This is a genomic window from Methylobacterium sp. UNC378MF (assembly GCF_900103195.1).
GTDB lineage: Bacteria > Pseudomonadota > Alphaproteobacteria > Rhizobiales > Beijerinckiaceae > Methylobacterium.
In genome coordinates this window covers 49462-72858 of the sequence record NZ_FMWU01000003.1, presented here as the reverse complement: position 1 = coordinate 72858, position 23397 = coordinate 49462, and the positions used below count along the sequence as shown (strand labels likewise).

22 protein-coding genes are annotated in these 23397 nt (G+C 68.2%); 12 read left to right on the top strand and 10 right to left on the bottom strand.

What is annotated here, in order from left to right:
- Complete coding sequence (locus BLT59_RS03800) at positions 1–2037, bottom strand: molybdopterin oxidoreductase family protein (protein WP_091776687.1); 2037 nt, start codon at positions 2035–2037, stop codon at positions 1–3.
- 80 nt (positions 2038–2117) lie between these two features.
- Here BLT59_RS03800 and BLT59_RS03795 point away from each other — a divergent pair, with 80 nt between their 5' ends.
- The 6 genes from BLT59_RS03795 (at position 2118) to BLT59_RS03770 (ending at position 9098) form a co-directional block, all read left to right on the top strand.
- A complete protein-coding gene (locus tag BLT59_RS03795; protein WP_091776686.1) occupies positions 2118–3017 on the top strand; it encodes a fatty acid desaturase in 900 nt (299 codons plus the stop codon).
- The gene (locus BLT59_RS03790) at positions 3014–4036 is read left to right on the top strand and encodes an alpha/beta fold hydrolase (RefSeq protein ID WP_091776684.1); all 1023 of its coding nucleotides are present in this window, start codon (positions 3014–3016) and stop codon (positions 4034–4036) included. The genes BLT59_RS03795 and BLT59_RS03790 overlap by 4 nt, the downstream gene beginning before the upstream one ends.
- A 301-nt stretch (positions 4037–4337) precedes the next feature.
- The gene (locus BLT59_RS03785) at positions 4338–6377 is read left to right on the top strand and encodes a YgiQ family radical SAM protein (RefSeq protein WP_091777180.1); all 2040 of its coding nucleotides are present in this window, start codon (positions 4338–4340) and stop codon (positions 6375–6377) included.
- Between the two features lie 668 nt (positions 6378–7045).
- A complete protein-coding gene (locus tag BLT59_RS03780; protein ID WP_091776682.1) occupies positions 7046–7327 on the top strand; it encodes a hypothetical protein in 282 nt (93 codons plus the stop codon).
- A 480-nt stretch (positions 7328–7807) separates the two neighbouring features.
- On the top strand, positions 7808–8665 hold the full coding sequence (locus tag BLT59_RS03775) for a manganese catalase family protein (RefSeq protein WP_091776680.1): 858 nt from the start codon (positions 7808–7810) through the stop codon (positions 8663–8665).
- A gap of 181 nt (positions 8666–8846) precedes the next feature.
- A complete protein-coding gene (locus BLT59_RS03770; protein ID WP_348272280.1) occupies positions 8847–9098 on the top strand; it encodes a metal-sensitive transcriptional regulator in 252 nt (83 codons plus the stop codon).
- Positions 9099–9140: 42 nt separating this feature from the next.
- Here BLT59_RS03770 and BLT59_RS03765 read toward each other — a convergent pair whose 3' ends face one another.
- Positions 9141–9386 (bottom strand): hypothetical protein, encoded by a 246-nt coding sequence (locus BLT59_RS03765; protein WP_091776676.1) that lies wholly within the window; start codon positions 9384–9386, stop codon positions 9141–9143.
- Between the two features lie 299 nt (positions 9387–9685).
- Between BLT59_RS03765 and BLT59_RS03760 the strand changes: the two genes are divergently transcribed.
- Together BLT59_RS03760 and BLT59_RS03755 are read left to right on the top strand one after the other, a co-directional pair.
- Entirely contained in the window at positions 9686–10435 is a 750-nt protein-coding gene (locus tag BLT59_RS03760) for a sigma-70 family RNA polymerase sigma factor (RefSeq protein WP_091776674.1), read from the top strand.
- An 86-nt stretch (positions 10436–10521) separates the two neighbouring features.
- Positions 10522–10902 (top strand): TonB family protein, encoded by a 381-nt coding sequence (locus tag BLT59_RS03755; RefSeq protein WP_091776672.1) that lies wholly within the window; start codon positions 10522–10524, stop codon positions 10900–10902.
- Between the two features lie 75 nt (positions 10903–10977).
- Here the strand turns inward: BLT59_RS03755 and BLT59_RS03750 are convergent, their stop codons facing one another.
- On the bottom strand, positions 10978–11214 hold the full coding sequence (locus BLT59_RS03750; RefSeq protein ID WP_091776670.1) for a hypothetical protein: 237 nt from the start codon (positions 11212–11214) through the stop codon (positions 10978–10980).
- A 376-nt stretch (positions 11215–11590) separates the two neighbouring features.
- Here BLT59_RS03750 and BLT59_RS03745 point away from each other — a divergent pair, with 376 nt between their 5' ends.
- Positions 11591–11812 carry a hypothetical protein gene (locus BLT59_RS03745; RefSeq protein WP_091776669.1) on the top strand — a complete coding sequence of 74 codons (222 nt, stop codon included), beginning with the start codon at positions 11591–11593 and terminating at the stop codon, positions 11810–11812.
- 100 nt (positions 11813–11912) lie between these two features.
- Here the strand turns inward: BLT59_RS03745 and BLT59_RS03740 are convergent, their stop codons facing one another.
- Together BLT59_RS03740 and BLT59_RS03735 are read right to left on the bottom strand one after the other, a co-directional pair.
- A complete protein-coding gene (locus BLT59_RS03740) occupies positions 11913–12500 on the bottom strand; it encodes a TadE/TadG family type IV pilus assembly protein (RefSeq protein ID WP_091776667.1) in 588 nt (195 codons plus the stop codon).
- Complete coding sequence (locus tag BLT59_RS03735) at positions 12494–13105, bottom strand: TadE/TadG family type IV pilus assembly protein (protein ID WP_091776665.1); 612 nt, start codon at positions 13103–13105, stop codon at positions 12494–12496. The genes BLT59_RS03740 and BLT59_RS03735 overlap by 7 nt, the downstream gene beginning before the upstream one ends.
- A 387-nt stretch (positions 13106–13492) precedes the next feature.
- On the opposite strand from BLT59_RS03735, the gene BLT59_RS03730 reads away from it, so the two are divergent.
- From BLT59_RS03730 to BLT59_RS03720, 3 genes are all read left to right on the top strand, one after another.
- Positions 13493–14893, top strand: coding sequence for a TadE/TadG family type IV pilus assembly protein (locus BLT59_RS03730; RefSeq protein ID WP_348272279.1), 1401 nt, complete (start codon positions 13493–13495; stop codon positions 14891–14893).
- A 54-nt stretch (positions 14894–14947) separates the two neighbouring features.
- The gene (locus tag BLT59_RS03725; RefSeq protein ID WP_091776661.1) at positions 14948–15985 is read left to right on the top strand and encodes an HD-GYP domain-containing protein; all 1038 of its coding nucleotides are present in this window, start codon (positions 14948–14950) and stop codon (positions 15983–15985) included.
- A gap of 62 nt (positions 15986–16047) precedes the next feature.
- Positions 16048–18765 carry a hybrid sensor histidine kinase/response regulator gene (locus BLT59_RS03720; RefSeq protein WP_091776659.1) on the top strand — a complete coding sequence of 906 codons (2718 nt, stop codon included), beginning with the start codon at positions 16048–16050 and terminating at the stop codon, positions 18763–18765.
- A 357-nt stretch (positions 18766–19122) separates the two neighbouring features.
- Here the strand turns inward: BLT59_RS03720 and BLT59_RS03715 are convergent, their stop codons facing one another.
- The 5 genes from BLT59_RS03715 to BLT59_RS03695 form a co-directional block, all read right to left on the bottom strand.
- Positions 19123–20367, bottom strand: coding sequence for a KpsE/RkpR family capsule polysaccharide export protein (locus BLT59_RS03715; RefSeq protein WP_091776657.1), 1245 nt, complete (start codon positions 20365–20367; stop codon positions 19123–19125).
- Positions 20368–20621: 254 nt separating this feature from the next.
- A complete protein-coding gene (locus tag BLT59_RS03710; RefSeq protein ID WP_091776655.1) occupies positions 20622–20816 on the bottom strand; it encodes a helix-hairpin-helix domain-containing protein in 195 nt (64 codons plus the stop codon).
- A gap of 56 nt (positions 20817–20872) precedes the next feature.
- The gene (locus BLT59_RS03705; protein WP_244513828.1) at positions 20873–21307 is read right to left on the bottom strand and encodes a response regulator; all 435 of its coding nucleotides are present in this window, start codon (positions 21305–21307) and stop codon (positions 20873–20875) included.
- A gap of 20 nt (positions 21308–21327) precedes the next feature.
- Positions 21328–22446 (bottom strand): sensor histidine kinase, encoded by a 1119-nt coding sequence (locus tag BLT59_RS03700; protein ID WP_091777178.1) that lies wholly within the window; start codon positions 22444–22446, stop codon positions 21328–21330.
- A 204-nt stretch (positions 22447–22650) separates the two neighbouring features.
- Positions 22651–23148, bottom strand: coding sequence for a peptide deformylase (locus BLT59_RS03695; protein WP_091776651.1), 498 nt, complete (start codon positions 23146–23148; stop codon positions 22651–22653).
- Positions 23149–23397: the final 249 nt, after the last annotated feature.

Here is a 23397-nt window from a genome sequence, read left to right as displayed (position 1 = left end):
TCAGGCCGCCCGGACCCAGACCGCGGTGTCGTGGAAGGCGGCGCCGTCGTTGGGCGCCGCCGGCGCGGCGCCGATCAGGGTGTTGATCCCGCTGCCGCCCGCGAAGGACGCGCTCGGCCACAGGCTCTCGACCACCACCACGCCCGGCTGCTGCCCCTCGGCGAGGCGCGCGTGCAGCCGGACCCGGCCGCGGCTATTCCCGATCTCGACGGCGTCGCCCGTGCCGATCCCGAGCCGCGCGCCGTCCGCCGGGTGGAGCAGGCAGGTCGGCCGCCCCTCGCGGCGGATCGATTCGGCCACGTTGGTGAAGGTCGCGTTGAGGAACTGGCGGGCCGGCGGGGCGATCATCCGGAACGGGTGCTCCGCGTCTCCGGGCTCGGCCACCGGCCAGTGATCGGGCAGGGCCGGCATCCCGGCCGCGCGGGGGCCGAGCGCCGCCCAGTCGGGGGCGAAGCGGAAGCGCCCGTCCGGATGGCCGAACCCGTTCAGGAAGTGGCTCTCGGCGAAGTCCGGCTGCGCGTCGATCCAGCCGGCGGCCTCCAGCCGGTCGAGCCCGCCCCAGCCCGAGCGGGCCAGGGTCGCGTCGGCGAGATCCCGGGCGCTCAGTCGGAATCCCGCATGGTCCGCGCCGAGCCGGGCGGCGAGCGCGCCGAGCAGTGCGTGGTTCGAGCGGCATTCCCCCGGCGGCTCCAGGATCGCCGGTCCCGCCTGGATGTGGCTGTGGCCGCCGGCCCCGTAGATGTCGTCGTGCTCCAGGAAGGTGGTGGCCGGCAGCACGAGGTCGGCCAGCGCTGCGGTCTCGGTCATGAACTGCTCGTGCACGGCCACGAACACGTCCGGTCGCGACAAGCCGGCGCGCACCCGGGCGCTGTCGGGGGCCGAGACGGCGGGATTGGCCGACTGGATCAGCATGGCGCGCACCGGCGGCCCGCCCTGCAGGGCGTCGGGATCGTCGGTGAGCACGGCGCCGATCCGGCTCATGTCGAGCTCGCGCACGCCCGGCGCCTTGACGTCGAGGCCCTCCGTCAGGGTCTTGTCCCAGTTGAAGATCGCCGCCTGCTGCCAGAGCGCGCCGCCGCCCTCGTGCTGCCAAGCGCCCGTGACGGTAGGCAGGCAGGTCACCGCATGCAGGTTCACGGCGCCGTTGCGGGTCCGCGTGAAGCCGAAGCCGCAGCGGATGTAGCTGCGCGGCGTCCGGCCGTAGAGAGCCGCGAAGGCCTCGATCGCGGCGGGCTGCAGGCCGGTGATGGCCGCCGCCCATTCGGGCGTGCGCGACGCGAGATGCGCCTCCAGCGCCGACGTATCCTCGGCATGGGCGGCGAGGTAGGCCCGATCCGCGAGGCCGTCGCGGAACAGCACGTGGAGCACCGCGCAGGCGAGAGCCCCGTCGGTGCCGGGCCTCGGCGCGAGGTGGATGTCGGCGGCCGCCGCGGTGCCGGTGCGGTAGGGATCGATCACCACCAGCTTGGCGCCCCGCGTCTTGCGGGCGCGGCTGATGTGGGTCATCGCGTTGACCTGGGTGCTCACCGGGTTGCCGCCCCAGACCACGATCAGGTCGGACAAAGCCATCTCGCGGGGATCCGGCCCGGCGATCCGGCCGGTTCCGGCGCTCCAGCCCGCGATCGCCACCGCCGTGCAGATCGTACGCTTGCGCCGGGAATAGCCCATCGCGTGGGTCAGCCGGTGGATGCCGTCGCGCTGGACGAGGCCCATGGTCCCGCCGGAATTATACGGCCAGACCGCCTCCGGACCCCAGCGCTCCGCCGTCTCCGAGAAGGCCGCGGCCACCCGGTCGAGCGCGGCGTCCCAGGCGATCCGCCGCCACTGTCCGCTGCCCTTGGCGCCGACGCGCTCGAGCGGGTGCAGGATCCGGTCGGGATGGTGGACGCGCTCGCCGTAGCGGCTGACCTTCGCGCAGATCACCCCGGCCGTGTAGGGGTTGTCGCCGCCCCGGACCGAGACGACGCGGCCGTCCGCCACCTGCACGTCGAGGCTGCAGGCGGAGGGGCAATCATGGGGGCAGACGGTCCGGACCAAGCGACGAACTCCCGTGTCACCGGCATGGATGATGCAAAGCCCGTGCGTTTTTGAGGCTCACACACGGTCCGGCATAACAAATGGCTTCGGCAAGCGGACGAATTCTCACGGGCGCGGAGGTGAAGGCGCTGTCGCGGCGCTCGGACCTGCGCGGCGCCATGCGCCTCGGCGCCCATGTGCTGATGCTGGCCGGTTCCGGCTGGCTGGTCTGGCGCTCGGGGCCCTGGACGCTCGTCCCGGCCATGCTGCTGCTGGGAATCGTGCAGTCGGCATTGTTCGCACCGATCCACGAGACCATTCACCTGACGGCCTTCCGCTCCCGGGGCGCCAACGCGGTGACGGGCTGGCTGGTGGCGTGTCCGTCGCTCCTGAACTGGCACTTCTACACGGCCTTCCACCTCGCTCACCATCGCCACACCCAGGATCCCGAGCGCGATCCGGAACTCGCGCTGATGCCGCCCTCCACCCTCGACGCCTATGTCTGGCGCGTCCTGGCGCTCCCCTACTGGCGCACCCGCCTTCAGGTGGCCTGGGCCGGCCTGCGCGGCGACCTCTCCGCCTACCCGTTCATCCCGGAACGCGCCGCACCGCGGATCATCCGCTCGCTTCGGGCGATGTGCGCGTTCCTGCTCGCCGTCTCCGCCCTCGCGATGGTGCTGGTCGGCTGGTGGGCACCGCTGGTGTTCTGGATCGGGCCGCAGCTTCTCGGCCAGCCGTTCCTGCGGCTCTACCTGCTCACCGAGCACACACTCTGCACGATGGACGACAACGGCCTGACCAACACCCGCACGACCTTGACCAACGGCCTCATGCGGCTCCTCATGTGGAACATGCCCTTCCACACCGAGCACCACCTCTACCCGTCGATCCCGTTCCACCGCCTGCCGGACGCCCATCGGGCGATGCGCGCGCGTCTCGGCGTGCTGCAGCGGGGCTACGCCCGCTGGCATGTCGGCTTCGTGCGGACGCTGCGCGCGTGACCGGCTGGCCGACTGCCACCGGAACCTTCGATCTCGGCGACCTGCCCCTGCAATCGGGGGCAGTGCTGCCGGGCGCGCGCCTGCGATGGAAGACGCACGGGACCCTGTCGCCCGGGCGCGACAACGTCGTGCTCTACCCGACGAGCTACGGGGCCCAGCATCCGGACCTCGAATGGCTGATCGGGCCCGATGGGGTGCTCGATCCGGGCCGCTGGTTCATCGTCATCCCGGACATGTTCGGCAACGGGTTGTCGTCGAGCCCGTCGAACACGCCGGACTGGCCGGGCCTCGTCACCGCCTGGGACAACGTCCACGCCCAGCGCCGCCTGCTCGCGGAGACCTGGGGGATCGAGCGGCTCCACGCGGTCTACGGCTGGTCCATGGGGGCGCAGCAGGCCTATCACTGGGCCGCCCTGTTTCCCGAGCAGGTCGCCCGGGCGGTGATCAATTGCGGGAGCGCCCGCACGGCCACGCACAACCGCGTGTTTCTGAAGGGCCTGATGGCGGTCCTGGAGGCGGCGCCGGAGCACCGCGGCGCGGGCCGATTCTCGGCCGAGCCCGCCGCCGCCCTCCGGGCCTTCGGACGTATCTATGCGGGCTGGGCGCTCAGCCAGGACTTCTACCGGGCGGACCTGCACCGGACCGCACTCGGCGCCCCGGATCTCGATACCTTCCTGCGCACCGACTGGGAGGAGCGCTTCGCCCGCCGCCCCGCCGCCGACCTCTACGCGCAGCTCTGCACCTGGGACGCGGGTGACGTCAGTCGCGACCCGCGCTTCGGTGGCGACCTCGTGCGGGCACTGGGTGCGATCACGGCCCGGCTGCTGCTGATGCCGGGGGAGACCGATCTCTACTTCCGCGTCGCCGACAACGCCGCCGAACTGCCGCACCTGCGCGCGGCTGTGCTGCGGCCGATCCCGAGCATCTGGGGCCATCGCGCGGGCAATCCGTCGACCCATCCAGCCGATGCCGCCTTTCTCCGCGACACCGTGCGGGCGTTCCTGGCCTCGTCCGAATGATCGCCCTCTGATCGTCGGGACCGGCGACAGAGACATGCGCGGACCGGCTCGGGGGTCCAGGCCCCTGTCGCGAACAGCATCGAGAGGAGGCATGTCCGCATCGGGCCCATGACCGTGCCGCACGGGTATCGCGGCCGGGATCAGGCTCGGATCCCGCCTCGCCCGCGGTAGGTTTGCCATCGCGGAAACGCTTCAGGCGCAGGCTGGCGGCAAGGCTCAACCGCTCTGATACGGCGGTGATTCCCGTCGCACCTTTGCGATTCATTGAGCGCGCGGTCCCGGCGGACTATGCATGGACCCCATGGAAATCCGAGCTTCCGCCAAACAATCCTTGGCTCCCTTCGCCTGTAAACCGTCACCGACCGCAAAGGCGGCGCCGTTCCTGCCGATGAGCCGCGCCGAGATGGCGGCGCTCGGGTGGGAATCCTGCGACATCGTGCTGGTGACGGGTGACGCCTACGTGGATCATCCCAGCTTCGGCATGGCCATCATCGGCCGGCTGCTCGAAGCGCAGGGCTTCCGGGTCGGCATCATCGCCCAGCCCGACTGGCATTCGGCGGAGCCGTTCAAGGCCTTGGGCAGGCCGAGGCTGTTCTTCGGCGTCACCGGCGGCAACCTCGATTCGATGGTGAACCGCTACACGGCGGACCGGCGGCTGCGGCACGACGACGCCTACACGGCCGGCGGCGAAGGCGGCCGGCGCCCGGACCGCTGCACCATCGTCTACACGCAGCGCTGCCGCGAGGCCTACAAGGACGTGCCGATCGTGCTCGGCGGTATCGAGGCGTCGCTGCGCCGGATCGCCCACTACGATTACTGGTCCGACAAGGTGCGCCGCTCGATCCTGGCGGACGCGAAGGCGGATCTGCTCCTCTACGGCAATGCCGAGCGCGCCGTGGTCGAGGTGGCGAACCGCCTCGCGGCCGGGGAGGCGCCGCACGAACTCGACGCGATCCGGGGCGTCGCCCTGTTCCGCCGCGTGCCCGGTCATTACACCGAGCTGCCCGCCGACGATCTCGACTCGACGGACGAGGCCGCGACCCGCCGGCCCGGCGAGACCGTGATCCGGCTCCCCGCCTACGAGCAGGTCAAGGACGACAAGGAGGCCTATGCCCGCGCCTCGCGCGTCCTGCACCGGGAGGCCAATCCCGGCAACGCGCGCCCGCTCGTCCAGCGCCACGGCGACCGCGACTTGTGGCTCAACCCGCCGCCGATCCCGCTGACCAGCGACGAGATGGACGCGGTCTACGACCTGCCCTACGCCCGCGCGCCCCACCCGTCCTACGGCGACGCGAAGATCCCCGCCTGGGACATGATCAAGTTCTCGGTGACGATCATGCGCGGCTGCTTCGGCGGCTGCACCTTCTGCTCCATCACGGAGCACGAGGGCCGCGTCATCCAGAACCGCTCGGAGGGCTCGATCCTGCGCGAGATCGAGCGGATCCGCGACAAGACGCCGGGCTTCACGGGCGTGATCTCGGATGTCGGGGGGCCGACGGCGAACATGTACCGGATGGCCTGCAAGGACCCGAAGATCGAGGCGGCGTGCCGGCTGCCGTCCTGCGTGTTCCCGGACATCTGCCCGAACCTGAACACCTCGCACGACGACCTGATCCGCCTCTACCGCAAGGTCCGCGAGGTGAAGGGCGTCAAGAAGGTGATGGTCGCCTCCGGCGTCCGCTACGACCTCGCGGTCAAGAGCCCCGAATACATCAAGGAGCTCGTGACCCACCACGTCGGCGGCCGCCTGAAGATCGCGCCCGAGCACACCGAGCGCGGCCCCCTCGACAAGATGATGAAGCCGGGGATCGGCACCTACGACCGCTTCAAGGAGATGTTCGACGCCGCCGCCAAGGAGGCGGGCAAGAAGTACTACCTCATCCCGTACTTCATCGCGGCCCATCCGGGCACGACCGACGAGGACATGATGCACCTCGCGCTCTGGCTTAAGGCGAACAACTACCGCGCCGATCAGGTCCAGACGTTCCTGCCCTCGCCGATGGCGACAGCCACCGCGATGTACCACACCGAGATCAACACGCTGCGGGGCGTGAAACGCGGCGGCAGCGAGTCGGTCGAGGCGATCAAGGGGCTGCGCCAGCGCCGGCTGCACAAGGCGTTCCTGCGCTACCACGATCCGGAGAACTGGCCGCTGCTGCGCGAGGCGCTGCGGGAGATGGGCCGCGCCGATCTCATCGGACCGCGGCCGGACCAGCTCGTGCCGTTCTCGCAGCCGCCGGGAACCGGCGCCGGTGCGGGCCGGACGGGCGGCCAGCCGCGCCCCCGTTACACGGGCGGCGGTCAGCGCTTCACCACGAAGGGCGTGCCGCTGCGGAAGTGACGGTCCGCGCACCTGAGAGCGCAGCTTACGAGTGACGCGGATCGCGGGTGAGTTCCGCGTGGACCTGCCGACCGCAATGAGCATCCGGAACCTGCGGCCATGATGCGGCGTCGCTCCGACCGTCGCCGCCGACACGGGCTGCTCTCGTACCGCAGCCGTCACCTCTTCGAATGACGGTCCGGCACCTTGAACCCCGCGCGCCGCCAGATCCCTCACGCGCCGAATCGCGTCGCTCTTCTGGCCGCCTGACGCCTCACGCCTGCGGACATAGGCTTCCGCGTCGCGCCATTCAGCGGATCGCGCCCCGACGTTCCGGCCTTGAGACATCAGCCTATCCTCCGGCCACTGCGTGGCGATCACGTGCGCAGGCTTGTGCGGCTTCGTTCTCAACCGTCCTTGTTCTCGCTTAGAAGCCACCTCTCGGAGCGGACCAGTCCATCGGGGACGGATCGCGTCCGCTTGACAAGCACACTGGATTTTCACACAAAGCACTGGAGATCTGGAGCTAACTCTTTGTTTCTCAATAAGATATAGGTTGAGAGCGAGGGGTCGATCCTCTCTCGCGGCCCGTCTGGACGATGCTTAGGGCTCCCGAGCGGAAGCTGTTGCAGACAGAGGCCCGCAGCGGCGATCAGGCTGACATCATGCGCTGAAGAGGACGTGCGGACGTGAACTCGACAGCCTTGTTCACCATGCTCGGCCTCGTCTTCGGCTGGGCGACCTTGGCGGGCGCGGCCCTGATCACCGGCCGGATTGCCACATTCGCGTTCCTGATCCTGACTGTGGTCGCACTCTACCTCTACGTTCCGTGGGTCCGGCTGCGTGCCAGCGGGATCGACGGTTCCAGCCGGCCGGTTCGGTTCTGGACGAATGTCGCCATGCTGGCTGTCAGCCTCGCCGCCTGCCTCGCCTTCGGGATGATGCTCGCCCGGCGCACAGGGCTCCTGTAAGCTCCCGCGGGCCGCGACGCGGCCCGGCCCCGAGGCCGCGGTTCCGGGATGACGAGTGCGGCGGCACCGATCCGAGGCCCGGCTGCCCCCTCCCGACGGTGACTCCGAACCCTGCGCGGCCCGCGGGTGCGCCTCGGACGAAGCGCCGGCGGCATCCGTGCGGCCAGACAACAGATCCCGCCGGCCGGCGTTTCGCGCGGCTAGGCTAACATGGATGCGGTGCTCCTAACATAAATCATGTAATTGCCGTCTCTTAAGCGTCGCCGTGTCCTGGGAGTTTCACCGGCAATAGCCTGACATAGCATAATAAAATAGGTTATTCTGGAAATAGATCGTTATAAATATCGCCGAAGATCGAACCGGAGTCTCAAAGCGGAGTTGAACAGGGTGCGAGGCTCGATGCTCCCACGGAGTACCGGGCCGGTGGCCGATCATGCGGTGGGCTTGAGCACGCCGTGCCTCTCGCGAGGGACAGACAATATGTACTATCACGACAAGCGGCTTCAGTACCCGGTCAAGGTCGACAGCCCGGACCCGATCTACGCCCGCATGCTCCAGCAGGCGATCGGCGGCATCGAGGGCGAGATCCGGGTCTGTTTCCAGTACTTCTTCCAGGCCTGGGGCAACCGCGCCCCGACCACGAAATACCGCGACATGCTGCTCAATACGGCCACCGAGGAGATCGGCCATATCGAGATGCTCGCGACCGCCGTGGCGATGAACCTTGAGACCGCGCCCACCAAGGTGCAGGAGGCCGGGGCCGCCGACGCCATCGTCGGGGCCGTGATGGGCGGTGAGAACCCGCGCCACATCGCCGAGGGCATGCTGCACAAGACGCTGCTGTCCACCGGCATGGCCGCCTTCCCGGGCAATTCCGACGGCCTGCCCTTCGACATGAGCCACATCTACGCCAGCGGCAACATCGCAGCTGACATGTATTGCAACGTCGCTGCCGAGGCGACGGGCCGCATTCTGGCGGTGCGGCTCTACAATGCCACGAACGATGCCGGCATGCGGGACATGTGGAGCTTCCTCATCGCCCGCGACACGATGCACCAGCAGCAATGGCTGTCGGTGATCGAGGAACTCGGCGGCCACGAAGGCACGCTGCCGATCCCGAACTCCTTCCCGCAGAGCGAGGAGAACCAGAAGTTCAACTACAACTTCTTCTCGACGTCGGCAGATGGCTCACCGCCCCCGGCTGGCCGCTGGACACAAGGCCCGTCGCTCGACGGCAAGGGCGAGTTCAGCGTCGTCCAGAACCAGCCGATGGGCGAGGAGCCGGTACTCGGCCCGGCACGCCCCGACAGCGGCGCGCAATCCCAGCAGATCGGCTGATCGGCTCGGCGCCCCGGCCGGTCCCCCTCCCGGCCGGGGCGCCTCCATCGGAGAGGGCTACGCCCCGGCGTGCAACGACGCGGGCGTAGACCCAAAACAAGTGGCTTGCAGAACGGTGACAAGCGGCACAGTCGTCGATGGTCGTGTCTGCCTCGTCCGAACGGAGGCGGAGCGCACGCCGCTGATCCGGCGGCTGGGGCGGATCGAGGGACAAGTTCGGGGCCTGCGAGCGATGGTCGAGGCCGACCGGCACTGCCTGGACGAGATCCAACAGATCCGGGCCATGACGGCGGCTCTGCGCGAAGTCGGCCTGCTGATCATCGACCAGCATGTCAACGAGGGGCTCCGCCTGGCTGCCCGAGGTCAGGACCGGGAGGCAGTGATGGCGGACCTACTCCGGGTTCTGCGGGCCGCGATGGCGGAGGCCGGTTAGGCGTGCGGGTCGCCGGCCCCAGCGCCTCGTTTGGTCTGCGGCTCAGTGCTTGGTCAGCGTCTCGACGACCGTGCCCGGCCCGATACGCTCCGAGAAGCGGGCGAGCCGGCTCCGGCTCGGCTCCTCGAGGCCTCCGGCATGGGCGAAGGTGGTCAGGGCGATGCCGACGAGGAAGCGTGCCTCCTCCACGGTCACGGCCCGGCCGCTCAAGGTGCTGGCCGCACCCCGTACTGCGAGGACAGCCTCTTGGAAGGCGGGGTCGTGCTCAAGATCCGAGAGCCGGGTCATAGGCGCGAGCCCCCGGTCCGGTCGGTCGCACCCGCGCTACGGTCAGGATCCGCCTTCGCAGTGGCGAAATTATTGAATGCGCTGCCGCAGATCCGGATGCGCAGTGAGCAGTTTTCCGGCACGTATGTCCTCATCGAAGCCCCTTATCCTGTTTCCATGTCTGGCGCGATTGTCGGAGAATGAAGCATATATCCGATCGGATATACGCCGGGTCGCTGATCTATGTTGCGGCAGATTTAGTGTGATCAGGGATTAGTGGCAGCGCTCGCATTTTCATCCCATTCAGGTGATCGGCTATCATGCTCGAACTCTCGCTCGACGCTGATACAATCGACACGCAGGCGCCCCGGCTCCCCGACAGCGTGCAGTATCATCTCGGCCTTCTGCTTGCGGCGACCTACGCGCAGGATAACGTCGAGCCAACCATCGCGGATCGCTTCGCCGAACTGCTGAGGTTGCTGGACGGTGCCTTCGGCCGGGCGCAGGACGGCCGCGAGAAGGCGTTCCAGACTGCGCTCCTGGCCATGGTGCCGAACCTGCAGCGCTTCGCGCGCTCGCTTCTGCGTAGTCATGTCGGTGCCGACGACCTGTTGCAGAACACGCTTCTGCGGGCTTGGCGCTCCCGTGCCAGCTTCGCACCGGGCACGAACCTGGAAGCCTGGCTGTTCACGATCATGCGCAACCAGTTCTACAACGAGCACCGCAAGCGCGGGCGCGAGGTACAGGACGAGGATGGCGCCCAGGCGGAGCGGATGGTGTCGCTGCCCGAGCAGGGGGGCCATCTCGACCTGAGCGACGTGCAGGCTGCCCTCGACCGCTTGGCGCCGCCGATGCGGCAGGCGCTGGTGCTCGTGGCAATCGAGAGCCTCACCTACGAGGAGACCGCCGCCGTCATGCAGTGCCGGATCGGCACCGTGAAGAGCCGGGTCTGGCGGGCCCGGACGCAGCTCGCAGAGATGCTGGGCTATACCGGTATCGAGGTCGGCAGCGACGACGTCATGCTGGCCGCCGCGGGTCCGAAGGGCCGGAAATCCACCGCCGTCTCGTGACGGCGACCGGTGACGGGGTCGCAGGAGACCCGCCTCTGCGGGTAGGGTCGGCTCTCGATCCAGGCTCAGGGAGCCGCCGTTTCCCCATGTCGCCGCGCGTCGTCAAATCCGCTTCCGTCGTATTCGGCCTGATCCTGGCACCCGGGGTGGCTGAGGCGCGGAGCGCCCCGGGACCGGCCGCGCGAGCGTGGCTCTCGGAACTCGTCACACGGATCGATGCCGCCGACCGCGCCGGGACCCGACAGGCTCCCGGCCGGGGCCGTGGAACCGTGCTCGTCCATGTGCAGATCGCCCCGGACGGGGCGGTGCAGGCCGCGGAGATCGAGCAGAGTTCGGGCTCGCCGAAGCTCGATCAGCGCGCGCTCCGCGCCGTGCAGGGGATCAGCCCGGCCCCCGTGCCGCCCGCCGCACTCCTGGGTGAGGCCGGGATCGTCGATCTCAGCATTCCGGTCGAATTCGGCCGCTGAACGGCAGGCAGCCGGCCGGTGCCGCGGGCGGCTGCTGGCATTCCCGGTTCCTCCCCGACATCGCCACAGATCCGGTCAGCGGTTCGGATCGGTGTCGGCGCTCAGATAGGCCCCGAGGAGGTAACCAGCCTGAAGGGCTGTCAGATAGGCAAACAACAGCAGGATCTTCTCGGCGTCGAGATGTGCCCAGACGAAGACCCAGAGGCTCAGCCAAGCGAGGCTGACCAGCATCGAGCTGGCCATCAAAACCGCTGCCCGATACCGCCAGCCCTCCCACATGCCCACCGCGAAGAGCAGGGCAGCAACCAGCAACGGGTTGTCTCCTTCCGCGCGAAAGATAAAATTTTACGCGCTAAGCCACTGGCGGTTAACGGATTTTAGGCCGCGTTCCCGACCTTCGCGGGTGAGTTTTAAATTTGTATTAACTTGGCTGTTCCGTTTGCGCCGTCCGTCAGCCGTCATGGCCTGGCGCGGCTTCCCTCTTCCGCCACAAGCGCGGTGGGTGAGCGAGGACATGCAGAATGCGAGCCACGCGGATTCCTGACTTGACCTAGAGCCGACGATCTCGCCTCCATATCGACGAGATCAATATGGAGTATCGATCGCATTTGTTTGGATCATGTTGCTCTGCAACGTAGATAACCCCTCGAAGCCGGGTAGGACCCGGACAACGAGAGGTTGTCACACCATGACCATTCGCACCATCGTTATCGCCGCCCTCGCCGCCGCTCCGATGATCGGCACCGCCCTCGCCGATGAGACCATTGCGCTGACACCGCCGATCTATCGTGAGCAGGCTCGTCCCACGGCCGCCGTCAGGCCGGCCTCCGAGCTGAGCACGACGCCGCGCCTCGTCCCCGCGAGCCCGGCCTCGCGGCGGGTCGTCGCCGCCGCGGTCTCGACCCGCTGAAGCGGGCCGTGGCCATGATCCGGCGCCACCGGATGATCCAGTGGCGCCGGCAGCAAATCCGGTCCGGCACGCGTTCGCCCGGAAACTGTCTGCCCGCCGGTCAGGCTGGGCAGGGCTTGCCGCCGGGCAGAACCACTTCGCTCTGTCCGTTGTAGATATCGCCACCGCGCACCGGCCAGACCTTCTTGTATCGGAAGGTCCAACTGGTCATTTTCGAGAGGACCGGAAAGATCGGACGATAGACCATCGTCACTTCCGACACGACAAAGCGGTCGCCGTTCCGGGTCATTCCGGCGGGCGGTGCCCCCAGCGAGGCGCCGGCGGCGTAGGCTTGGCCGTTGGATTCAGCGCTTGAGCAGACCTTGGTCGTCGGCGAGCTGCCGTTGCTGTAGGTGCCCGCCGCCGTCAGCACGATGCTGGCACTGCTCACGTCGTAGGGGTTCGAGATCGCGCCCGTCGCGGCGAAGATCGGCTTGAGGTCGGCGTAGCTGCCACGGGAGATCAGATCCGCCATCGTGGCCGTCGCATTGTCGAGGCGCTTGCCGACCATGTAGGCGCGAGGCAGTTCGATCGATCCCATCAGGATCAGCAGCAGGATCGGGGCGATCATGCTGAACTCGATCGCGCTGACGCCCTCCCGGTTGCCGATGAGGCGGATCAGGCCGGCGCGGAGACGAACACTCAGCACGGTTTGGGCTCGTAATCCTCGGCCCGGAAGATCTCGGTCGTGACCAGCAGCTGCGACTTGTCGGACATGATCCGACCGGTGAAATCCAGCATTCGAAACAGGCGCATCACGGGCACGGCAACCCGGACTGTTATCGTATCGCCGCCCTGGGGACATTCGAACCGCGTGCCGAAGCCGGTCGCCCAGGTCTTCGTGGTTTTGTCGAACGGTTCCGCCGGTTGCGACGTCGAGTACGAGGCCGCTCGCGATACGTCTAGGCGCAGATCGGCGCAGGGGAACAACGCCGATGGGCCGGCGCAGACGATCTTGCGGAGGCGCTGGCTCGGATCGCTGCCGTCGGACCCGTCGTGAAAGGTGCCGGTGCGCAACTGTCGGACGCTGCGGTCGACCGCGATGTCGAGCGTCTGCTGCTCGATGGCTACGACGCCGGATTCCGCTACGACGCCCAGAAGCGCCAGGAACGGTGCGGCCAGAAGCGCGAACTCAACCGCTGAGGCACCGGCCCGATGGCCGGCGAACCGCTCGACGCGTCCAGCCATGCCGGTACGGCTGCCGGATCTGCGTGGACGGCGGACAGTCGCGCGGCGTCGCAGGATGCCCATCATGACACACGAACTCTGCAGGTCCTGAGCCTGCCGCCGTCCCGCCACAGTGGCGCGGGCAAAACACGGTACCCGTGCGGCCGTTTAAAAACCGTTCGAATCCGAGTGGAATTTGCCGCCTTTCCCGGGGCGCATCAAAACTCCTCCACTGTCTTGTCGTGTGCGCCTCGTTTATATGTATTGCTGCACTCGCTCAGCTTGAGGAATAGCACACGATCAGCTATTCGCGCAGCGGCGGGCTTCAACAGGGCCGCGTTTAGAATTTGTTTACACTGAAACAAGGCTCGTTCGAGCGACGATAGCTTTGTGGGGCATCAGCGCGACGGATTCTTAGGAGCTGGGCCCTAAACCTTCGGGCGGGCGGCTGAAGCCGCTGCTTTAGCCGATCCGATCCTCCAGGGAGAACAGCCCATTTCCGCCTTCTGGAGAGCGCTCCGTATCGGTTCGCGCGCCCTGGCGGACCGGTCCGGCTCGGTAGCCCTGACCTTCGGCTTGAGCGCCGTGGTGCTGCTCGGCCTGACCGGCGGCGGCGTCGACTACGCCCGCCTCGCCGCCCGGCGCAGCCAGCTCCAGAACGCGGCCGATGCCGGCGTCCTGGCGGCGGGCAACTACCTCAAACTTGCCGTCTCCACCTCGACGGCGGCCAAGAGCATCGTGGTCGACACGATTCAGGCTCAGGCGGTGCCGCGCCAAGAGAGCCCTTATGCCCTTCGAGTCGACGTCGCGGACGACAAGACCAGCGTTGCCGTGACGGTCGACGAGACCGTCAAGCTCGCCTTCGGCGGCTTTGTCGGCGTGCCGACCGTCAAGGTCGCGGTCCGCTCCAAGGCCAGCGTCGTCGGCAAGATGCGCCTGTGCCTTTTGACGCTGGACCCCCTCGCCGCCGGAGCTTTCGAGCTGGAGAAGAGCGCCGAGGTCACCGCCCTGGATTGCTCGCTCTACAGCAACTCGCTGAGCCCGCGCGGCATGGTCGGCATGGACAGCGCCTATGCCCGGGCTCAGACGATCTGCTCCTCGGGCGGCTTCGACGGCGCGCGCGCGAATTTCGCCCCGCCGCCGCAGACGGGCTGTCCGCCTATCCAGGACCCCCTGAAGGACAGGGCGCCTCCGCTGATCGGCGCATGCTCGTCGATCCCGTCCTCAGCCAACAGCAATCGCGACACCAGCGGCAATCTCGTCGACCAGAGCGCCACCCTCGATCCGGGGACTTATTGCGGCGGCCTGCATATCACCAAGAATGCGTCCGTGACGCTGCGCGCCGGCACCTACGTGATGAAGGACGGGCCGCTGATCGTCGACAAGAATGCCGCGATGGCCGGAACCGACGTCGCCTTCTACTTCACCGGCGACAGGGCCGGCCTCGTCTTCGACAAGAAGACCACGGTCAGCCTGTCGGCACCGACCACCGGACCCATGGCGGGCCTTCTGATGATGGAGGACCGCACGGTCAGCGATCCCGTGGATCCGACCACGGCGGTTCTGGGGGACGTGCTGAGCCCGATCGCCCCAACGCCGCCGCCGCTTGCGGCGACCAAGCCCATGCGCACCTACCGCATCATCAGCGACAACGCGCGGACCATGCTGGGCACGCTCTACCTGCCGGCCGGCCGCGTGGTGATCGACGCGAGCAAGCCCGTCTCCGACCAGTCCGCCTACACGGTGATCGTGGCTCAGCAGGTCAATCTCTACCAGGGCCCGAACCTGTACCTGAACGCGAACTACGACTCGACCAGCGTGCCGGTGCCCAAAGGGGTCGGCCCCCTGTCGGGTAAGCTGCTTCTGTCGCAATAGTGGAGGACGCGATGCCGCCCCTTCGTCGATGGCTTGACGCTCGGGAGTGAAACGGTGCTCGCATTGATCCTCGACGATTCCGAGATGAACAACCTGCTGATCATGCAGGCGCTCAAGCCCGTGGCCGATTGCGAGCCGGTCGCCTTCACGAGCCCTGTGACGGCGCTCGACTTTCTGCGGGCGAATGTCGAGCGGATCGGGGTCGTCGTCACCGATTACGACATGCCCGGTCTGACCGGCCTGGACGTCATCGCGGCGGCGCGGACGATCCCGGGCTTCGCGCATGTGCCGATCGTGATGGTGACGAGTCTCGACCAGCGCAGCCTGCGCCACCAGGCCCTGCGCGCCGGCGCCACCGACTTCCTCGGCAAGCCCTGCGATCCCGTCGAGATCCAGGCGCGCATCACCAACCTGATGAAGATCAGCGCGGCCCACCGGCAGGAGCAGGACCGGGCCGCTTGTCTCGCCCGCGAGGTCGCGGCGGCGGTCGCGGTCATCGAGGCGCGGGAGCGCGAGATCATCGCCCTCCTCATGCGCGCCGCCGAGCACCGCGACACCGATACCGGCGATCACATCGCCCGGGTGGCCGGCTATGTGGGCGTCATCGCTCAGAACCTCGGCTTCGATCCGGCGGAGATCCGGATCCTGAAGCTTGCCTCCACGATGCACGATGTCGGCAAGATCGGCGTTCCCGATGCGATCCTGCTCAAACCGGGCCCGCTCACCTCCGAGGAACGCGCCGAGATGGAGAAGCATGCCGAGCGCGGCCGGCGGATCCTGGAGGGCAGCACCTCCGACGTCGTGCGCCTCGCCGCCGAGATCGCCGAGACCCACCACGAGCGCTGGGACGGCACCGGCTACCCGAAAGGCCTCAGCGGCGAGGCGATCCCACTCTCCGGCCGCATCGTGGCGGTGGCGGACGTGTTCGACGCCCTGGTGACCGAGCGGCCCTACAAGGTGGCCTGGCCCCTCGAGCGCGCGCGGACCTTCGTGGCGGACCAAGCCGGCCGCCACTTCGACCCGCGCTGCGTCGATGCCTTCCTGGCGGGCTGGGACGCGGTGACGCGAACCTGCCTCCGCGCGGCCGCCTGATAGGGTCACTTGCCACCCCTCCCCGCGATCAGGCCCGTCCGGGCCGCCTGAAGGAGTAGAGCGTGCATCTCGCGTGGCTCAGGCCGAGACGCTCTCTGGCCGGCCGGCTGGCGCTGGCGGTGACCGGCGCCGTCACGGCGGCGCTCGTCCTGGCCGCCGCCCTGGCCGTCTGGCGCGAGGTCGCCCGCTATGCCGCCGACAAGCACGCGGCTCTGGAGGCCGTCGCGCAGGTCTTCGCGCATGGCGGTGCCCGAGCCACGGCCGAAAACGATGCCGACGCCGCGGCCGCGTCGCTGCGGGCCATCGGCAAGGTGCCGTCCATCGTCTACGGCGCAATCGAGCGGCCGGACGGGTCCATCCTCGCCGAGCAGGGGCTCGGCCTTCGCCTGACACAGGACGCCGCCCTGGACGGCGCGGATCTCTCTCTCCTGAACCTCCTCGCTACCCATAGCCTTCAGGCGACCGCGCCGATCGTGGAGAACGGGCGCCCCGTCGGCCGGGTCGTGCTGATCGGCGAGACCGACGACATCCTCGGCCACATCTGGGCGGTGGCGCAGAACGCCGCGCTGGCGGCGCTGCTGGCCGTCGCGATCGGGATCGGCGTCTCGCTCTACCTGCAGCGCAGCGTCACACGCCCGCTGGCCGCCCTCACCCGCACCATGGAGGCGGTGCGCCTGCGCCACGACTACGCGCAGCGCGCGCCCGTGGGGGGCGACGACGAGGTCGGCGCGTTGGCGCGCACCTTCAACGATCTGCTCTCTGCGGTGAACGAGCGTGACCACCGCCTCGCCACCCACACCGCCCTCCTCGAAACGGAGGTCCGGGCCCGGACGGCCGATCTGAGCGAGGCCAAGCAGGCGGCCGACGCCGCCAACGCTGCCAAGTCGACCTTCCTGGCGACGATGAGCCACGAGATCCGGACGCCGATGAACGGTGTCCTGGTCATGGCGGAGCTGCTGGCGAGTTCCGAACTGCCGGCACGCCAGCGCCGCTACGCCGAGGTCATTGCCCGCTCGGGAAGGTCGCTCCTGGCGATCATCAACGACATCCTCGACTTCGCGAAGGTCGAGGCGGGTAAGCTCGATCTCGAGTGCGTGCCCCTGAGCCCCGCCGAGATCGCCGACACGGTGGTGACGCTCTTCGCCGAGCGAGCCCGGGCGGCCGGGCTCGACCTCGCGGCCGAGGTCGCGCCGGAGGTGCCCCAGGCGATCCTCGGCGACCCGGTCCGCCTGGGGCAGGTGGTGAGCAACTTCGTGTCGAACGCGCTGAAGTTCACCGAGGCCGGGCACGTGGCCGTCCGGATGGCGATCGATGCCGGCGACGGATGCCTCGTCATCGCGGTGACCGACACCGGAATCGGTATCCCCCAGGACAAGCTGGCCACGATCTTCTCGGCCTTCTCGCAGGCCGACCAATCGACGACCCGCCGCTTCGGCGGCACCGGCCTTGGGCTGTCGATCGCCCGGCAGATCATCGCCGCGATGGGCGGCACCGTGGCGGTGGAAAGCCGCGTCGGCACGGGCTCGACCTTCAGCGTGCGTATCCCCGTGACCGTCGCCGAACCCGCCCGCCCGTTCCTGCGCCGCACCGCGGTGCCGGCCGCGATCGCGCTGGACATGGCCGCTCCAGCCACGCGGTCTGCCCTTGCGGCCAGCCTGAGAACGGCCGGCTTCGTACCGGTCACGGCGGATAGCGGCGCTCCCGCCCACTGGATCCTCGATGCATCCGCCCTCGTGGTGGCAGGACGCCGGCCGGACCGGGCCGAGCGCGTGCTGGTCCTCGCGGGGCCGGATGACGTCGTCGCCGACCAAGCGCTCCGGTCTGGCCTCGCCGACGCGGTGCTGCGCTGGCCCGTGACCCAGGCGGAATTGCAGCCCCTCCTCGCGGCACTGACCGCGGGCGACGCGTTCGCCTCGTCGAGCGCGGGCGCTGTCGCGGTCGACCGGCTCCCGCAATTTCCGGCTGCACGGGTGCTCGTCGCCGACGACAGCGCGGTCAACCGTGAGGTCGCCCTCGAGGCGCTGGCCCGCTGCGGCGTGACCGAGGTCGTCACCGTCGAGGACGGCGCCGCGGCGGTGGCGGCCGCTGGGGCGCGGCGCTTCGACCTGATCCTGATGGACGGCAGCATGCCGGTCCTCGACGGCTTCACGGCTGCGCGAACGATCCGACAGCGCGAGGTGGCCACGGGGCGGCGCATTCCGATCGTCGCGCTCACGGCTCACGTTCTTGGCGAGGCCGCGCAGGCCGCGGAGGCCGCCGGCATGGACGGAACGCTCCTGAAGCCGTTCACGCTGCGGCAATTGGCCGACCTCCTGCAGGCGCATGTCCCGGCGCTCCGGGACACGGCATCTGCCGCCGCAGCGCAATCGGGCGTGGCGGAGCTTGGCGCACCGGTCGCCGCACCACCCGAGGCACCGGCCGCCGACGACCTTCTCGACGCCGAGGTCCTGGACGGTCTGCTCGGCCTGGGAGACGGCGCCTTTCTCGAGCGCGTCCTCGACCTGTATCGGGAACAGGGCCCGGTGGCGCTCGCCATCCTCAGATCGGCCTTCGCCGCCTCGGATCAGCCGGCCATCGCCAGGGCCGCACACAGCCTCAGGTCGATGAGTGCGAATGTCGGGGCGCGCGCGCTCGTCGCACGGCTGCGCACCATTGAGGAGGCCGCCCGAAGCGGGGCCTGTGCCGAGCCGCCGGGCGCGTGCGACGTACTGGAGTCCCTGCTCACCGCGACGATCGACGGTCTTGAGCGGCGAACCCGGCTCCAAGCGGCGGCGGCCTAGGATCGCACGGAAGCGGAGGGCGATGAAGCGGGGCTGGCTCCACAGGTCGGCCGCTGCACCCTCTGTAGAGCCGCCCGGCAAGCTTGACTGTGCGGCCCGATGCAGTCGGGGCGTCGGCGGTCTCACGACCCGCATGTCCGATTGGATCAACGAGAATGGCGGCCGCCTATTCCTCCGGAAGACCAAGAGATTTCGCAGCCCAGCCCTGCGCTCCGCCAACTGGCATGCCAGTCGAGCGCGCGTTACGGTCTCGCTTCCTCCCAAGCACTGCCTCAGCCCGCCCGGTTCGCCGCGGCGGGCCTTTTCGTAGCCGTTGCGGACAGGCCCGTCCGCGGGCGTCACCCGATCCGGGCACCGTCAATTCATGAGCATACGCCGAGTGAACATCGCGGCCGCGAACAGCACGGCGGCGGCGGCGGTGATGATGCTCGTCATCAGGATCCGTCGCGGCTCGGTCGAAGATCCGGCCTTGATGGGCTCGACGATCGGTACCAGGGCCACGACCTGCTGCTGGGCCACGATGCGGGCCCGGTCATAGGCCAGCTGGACATCGCGGTGATATTTCTCAGCGTTCTCGCGCTCGTGCTCCAGACCTTCGAACCGCGTGAGCGCGTCCGACAGGCGCCGCTTCTCCGTCGGCGCGGTGCCGGCCAGCTGCTGCTGAACCTTCGCGATATTCGTGTCGAGATCGGCGATCTGCTGCTTCAGGTCGATGATGCTGCGGGATTGCGGGCCGAGATCCCGCTGAAGCACCGCTAACTGCACCGCGAGCTTGGTGCGCGATTCCCGCAGTTCCGATACCGACTTGATGGTGGCGGTGTTCGACTTGATGACGTCCAGCACCCCCTCACGGTTGCGCAGCTCGTTCAGGGCGGCATTGGCCTTGGCCTCCCGCTCCTCGGCGAGCTTCAGGACACGCGTGCTCACATCCAGGGCATCCTGGCGGGACCTCATGCTGAGGTCGTTCAACATCCGCTCGGTATCGGCCATCACCGCTTTGGTGATGGCAAGCGATTCGTCGGGGTCGAAGGCCTCGACAGAGAGCGACATGATGCCGGACGCGGATTCGACGTCGACGTCGACGCGACGCTTCCAGTACCGCAGGAACTTCTCGATCGGCTTCTCCGGGTTGAAGCGGGAGAACATGTCGATATCGTCCCGGCCATACCATTCGCGGATCGGAAGTTCTGCCGAGACGGCTTCGACCATCGGCCGGCTATGGATGTATTCCTGTGCGATCAGCGTCTCCTGGGCGACCGTCGCCTTGATCACGCCCGCGTTGGTGCCGACCGTATCGGGCGTCGCCCTGTCAGCGGTCCCGACGGTCGGTCGGATCGCGAACCGCGCCTCGGTCACGTAGCGGTCGGAGGCGATCAGGCCGTAATAGATCGCGCCGGCCAGGGTCGGCAGGATGAAGCAGATGACGAAGAGCAGCGGCAGCCAGGGATCGCTTTTGACGTGGCTCTGATACGAGCGCACGCCCTTCTTGGTGTCGGGAAGGCCGGGCAGGCGCGCGAACTGCCGCAGCGACTGCGCGATCACGGTGTTCCGGTCGATGCCTTTCAGAGGCCGGCCCTGGGCTTTCTCGACCTGCATGTTCATCGTTGCTACTCGAAGCTCGGGCTGGTGCGGGCGTGATCGGCCCGCGTGGCAGTCTTGCCGCTCGCACAGCCCATCACACGGACAGGCGGCGAAAGCATGTCAGCCGAGATCGACCCAGGGCGGCTCGATCGGCCGGGACGGCCGCGACCGCGATGCATCGGGGCAGGAACCCCGACCCGGAGCGCGCGGTCGATAGGTCGCAGCGCACGGTTGCAGCCTTTGCTCTGCATGCGCAGGAAGGACCCTCTCTTGGGTCACGAGCTTGCCGCGACCGTGATCTGATCCGCGAGGCCGTCGGTCTTGCCGCTGAGGCCCGGAACCTCGTCGAGCTGCCGCAGGCTTGTGAAACGGCCGCGCTCCTCCCGATAGCGCACGATCTCGAAACCGTGCCCCTTTAGCGCCGGCACGCGGTCCAGTTCCTCGGCCGTTGCCGTGTTGAGATCGATCATCGCGGTCCCTTCCGCTATGGTTCTCTCGGTGCTGGCTCCACGTCAGCCTGATGATCTCAACGGACAGGATCGGCCCGGAATTGCTTGGGCGCGGCCTCAGTCGCCGGACAGCGGCATGACGGCGGCAGACCTGCCGCAGCCGTGCGGTCTCGCCCCTCACCGTTGAGCAGGCGGACGAGCAGGTGCTCCAGCGGCGCTGCCTGATAGGGCTTCTGAAGCACCGGGACAGTTCGATAGGCCGCGTCCAAGCCGTGTTGCCCATACCCGGTCGCGAACAGGAACGGCGTGCAGCGCTCCAGCAGCAGATCGGCGACCGGATAGCTGCGCGCATCGCCGAGGTTCACATCCAGCACCGCCAGATCGAAATCCTCAGCCTGGGCATGCGCCAAGGCCTTGTCGAGGCGCATGGCTACGACGACCTCACAGCCCAAGTCGAGCAGCATGTCCTCGGCTAGCATGGCGACGAGGCTCTCGTCCTCGACCAGCAGCACCCGGCGTCCAGCCAATGGCGTCATGGAGCGCGCAGCTCCGCGAGCGTCTCCTGGCCGACCCAGCCGAGCTGGGTCAGTGGGATGTGCAATTGGCAGGTCAGGCCTGCCGGCGCATAGGTGAGCGCGGCGCTGCCATCGAACTCCAGCGGCAATTGCCGCTCGATAAGCCGTGAACCGAACCCCTTGCGGGTTGGCGGTGTGACCGCGGGGCCGCCCCGTTCTTCCCAGAGCAGGTCGAGTTGCTGACGGCCGACATCCAGGTCACGCAGGGACCAAGTCACTGCAACCTGGCCTTCTGGCGTGGACAGGGCACCGTACTTCGCGGCATTGGTCATCAACTCATGCAGCGCCATCGTAAGTGTCACTGCCACCTTGGGATGCAGCCGCGCATCCGGCCCTTGTAGCTGAAAGCGCTCACCGTCGATCTCCGCCAAAAGGTGGGGAGCCAGCGCGCGGTCGACCACGCTGCGCAGGCTCGCGCTCTCCCAATTGTCCTCGACCAGCACGTTGTGGGCGTTGGACAACGCGGCCATCCGGGCGTCGAAAACCGCCCGCGCCGTCTGGTCCGTCTGCCCGCGAAAGGTCTGCGCGGCAATCGACTGCACGATGGCAAGGGTGTTCTTCACCCGGTGGTTCAGCTCGTTGAGCAGCAGGCGCTGGCGCTCGGCCGCCGCCTTCTCCTCGCTGATGTCGCGGACCTCGATGATCGTGCCGATGATGTTGGCCGCATCATCCCGGATCGGGCTGGCGGTGAACGCCACGGGGAAGAAGTGCCCGTCCTTGTGCACGAACACCTCCTCGCCCCGCTCCTGGTTGTTCTCCGGGAAGGCACGATCGATCGCACACTCCGCCAGCGGGAAGGGGCGTCCGTCCGGATAGGTGTGATGGACGATGTCGTGCAGCGGGCAGTCGCGCGCGAGAACCTCCTGAAGCGTCCATCCGGTCAACTGCTCGGCGGCCCGGTTCATGTAGATGCAGTGCTGCCGGTCATCCATCAGGAAGATCGACACGGAGGCGTTGTCGAGGACTGCATTGAGGCGCCGCTCGCTCTCGAACAGCTGGCCCGATCCATGCCGCAGGCTCACAAGCGGCGCACTGGCGCCAGCGGAAGACTGAAGCGGCTGCCGTGAATTCGGCACGGTCACGACCCTTCGCGCGGGTTGATCTGACACCCTGCGCGCGGTCCTGTCGGACCATCGCCACTGGGCACGATGGACGGGCGCCTGCGCTGAGAGGCGCAGAGCTGGGCTGTGCAACACACCATGCTTGGCAGATGTTCCGCCTGGGGGACGGATAGGCTGGCCTGTCCCGCCCGGGCCACGCTGATGCGAAGCCGGACGGGACTAAGCGGACTTCAGCCTCGCAAAGCGTTTCACGAGTCGATCACGCTTCAAGCGCGACAACCGGGCGATCCAGAACACGCCGTCGAGCTGATCGATCTCGTGCTGGATGACCGCGGCCGGAAAGCCCTCCACCTCCTCTTCGTGGGCTGACCCTTCGAGGCCGCGGTAGCTCAGGCGAACACGGGCGGCCCGGGTGACCCGCTCGCGCACCCCCGGCATGCTGACGCTGCCCTCGTCGTGGACCGCCGTGTCCGGAGAAGCCCAGGAAACGGTGGGGTTCACGTAGACGCGCGCGTTCTCGTCCGGCGATATCCTGACCACCATGAGCCGTGCAGCCACGCCGATATGCGGGGCCGTCAGGCCGATGGCGCTCGCGGCCATGAGCGTGTCCCGAACATCGTCCGCAAGGGCCGTCAGGGTCGGCCCAAAATCGTCGACCGGGGCGGCCGGACGCATGAGACGGGGATCGGGGAACAGGACGAGGGCACGCGCCGGCACGGTTGATCACTCCCCTGCGGCGTTGCGAAATCCCGCCGCGCGCTATGGAAGCCCGTCAGCGGCGCGGATCGTCAAGACGGATGAGGGTCGAAGTTGTCCCGTCGGGCTTCTGTGGTGCGCGAGAACTTTCGGAAGCCCGAGCGACAGAATGATTTCGGAAGCTCGGCCGATGCTTACGATCATAACATTCGGACCGGCCAGCTGGACGGCAGGACGCGGAAGCGTGCCAAGCGCCCGATCGGCCGGCTT

Excerpts from the sequence above, each read along its gene's own strand:
- BLT59_RS03715 (WP_091776657.1), bottom strand. The coding sequence starts at position 20,367 with ATGAACATGCAGGTCGAGAAAGCCCAGGGCCGGCCTCTGAAAGGCATC.
- BLT59_RS03735 (WP_091776665.1), bottom strand. The coding sequence starts at position 13,105 with ATGATGGGCATCCTGCGACGCCGCGCGACTGTCCGCCGTCCACGCAGA.
- BLT59_RS03785 (WP_091777180.1), top strand. The coding sequence starts at position 4,338 with ATGGAAATCCGAGCTTCCGCCAAACAATCCTTGGCTCCCTTCGCCTGT.
- BLT59_RS03760 (WP_091776674.1), top strand. The coding sequence starts at position 9,686 with ATGCTCGAACTCTCGCTCGACGCTGATACAATCGACACGCAGGCGCCC.
- BLT59_RS03775 (WP_091776680.1), top strand. The coding sequence starts at position 7,808 with ATGTACTATCACGACAAGCGGCTTCAGTACCCGGTCAAGGTCGACAGC.
- BLT59_RS03765 (WP_091776676.1), bottom strand. The coding sequence starts at position 9,386 with ATGACCCGGCTCTCGGATCTTGAGCACGACCCCGCCTTCCAAGAGGCT.
- BLT59_RS03710 (WP_091776655.1), bottom strand. The coding sequence starts at position 20,816 with ATGATCGATCTCAACACGGCAACGGCCGAGGAACTGGACCGCGTGCCG.
- BLT59_RS03755 (WP_091776672.1), top strand. The coding sequence starts at position 10,522 with ATGTCGCCGCGCGTCGTCAAATCCGCTTCCGTCGTATTCGGCCTGATC.
- BLT59_RS03795 (WP_091776686.1), top strand. The coding sequence starts at position 2,118 with ATGGCTTCGGCAAGCGGACGAATTCTCACGGGCGCGGAGGTGAAGGCG.
- BLT59_RS03745 (WP_091776669.1), top strand. The coding sequence starts at position 11,591 with ATGACCATTCGCACCATCGTTATCGCCGCCCTCGCCGCCGCTCCGATG.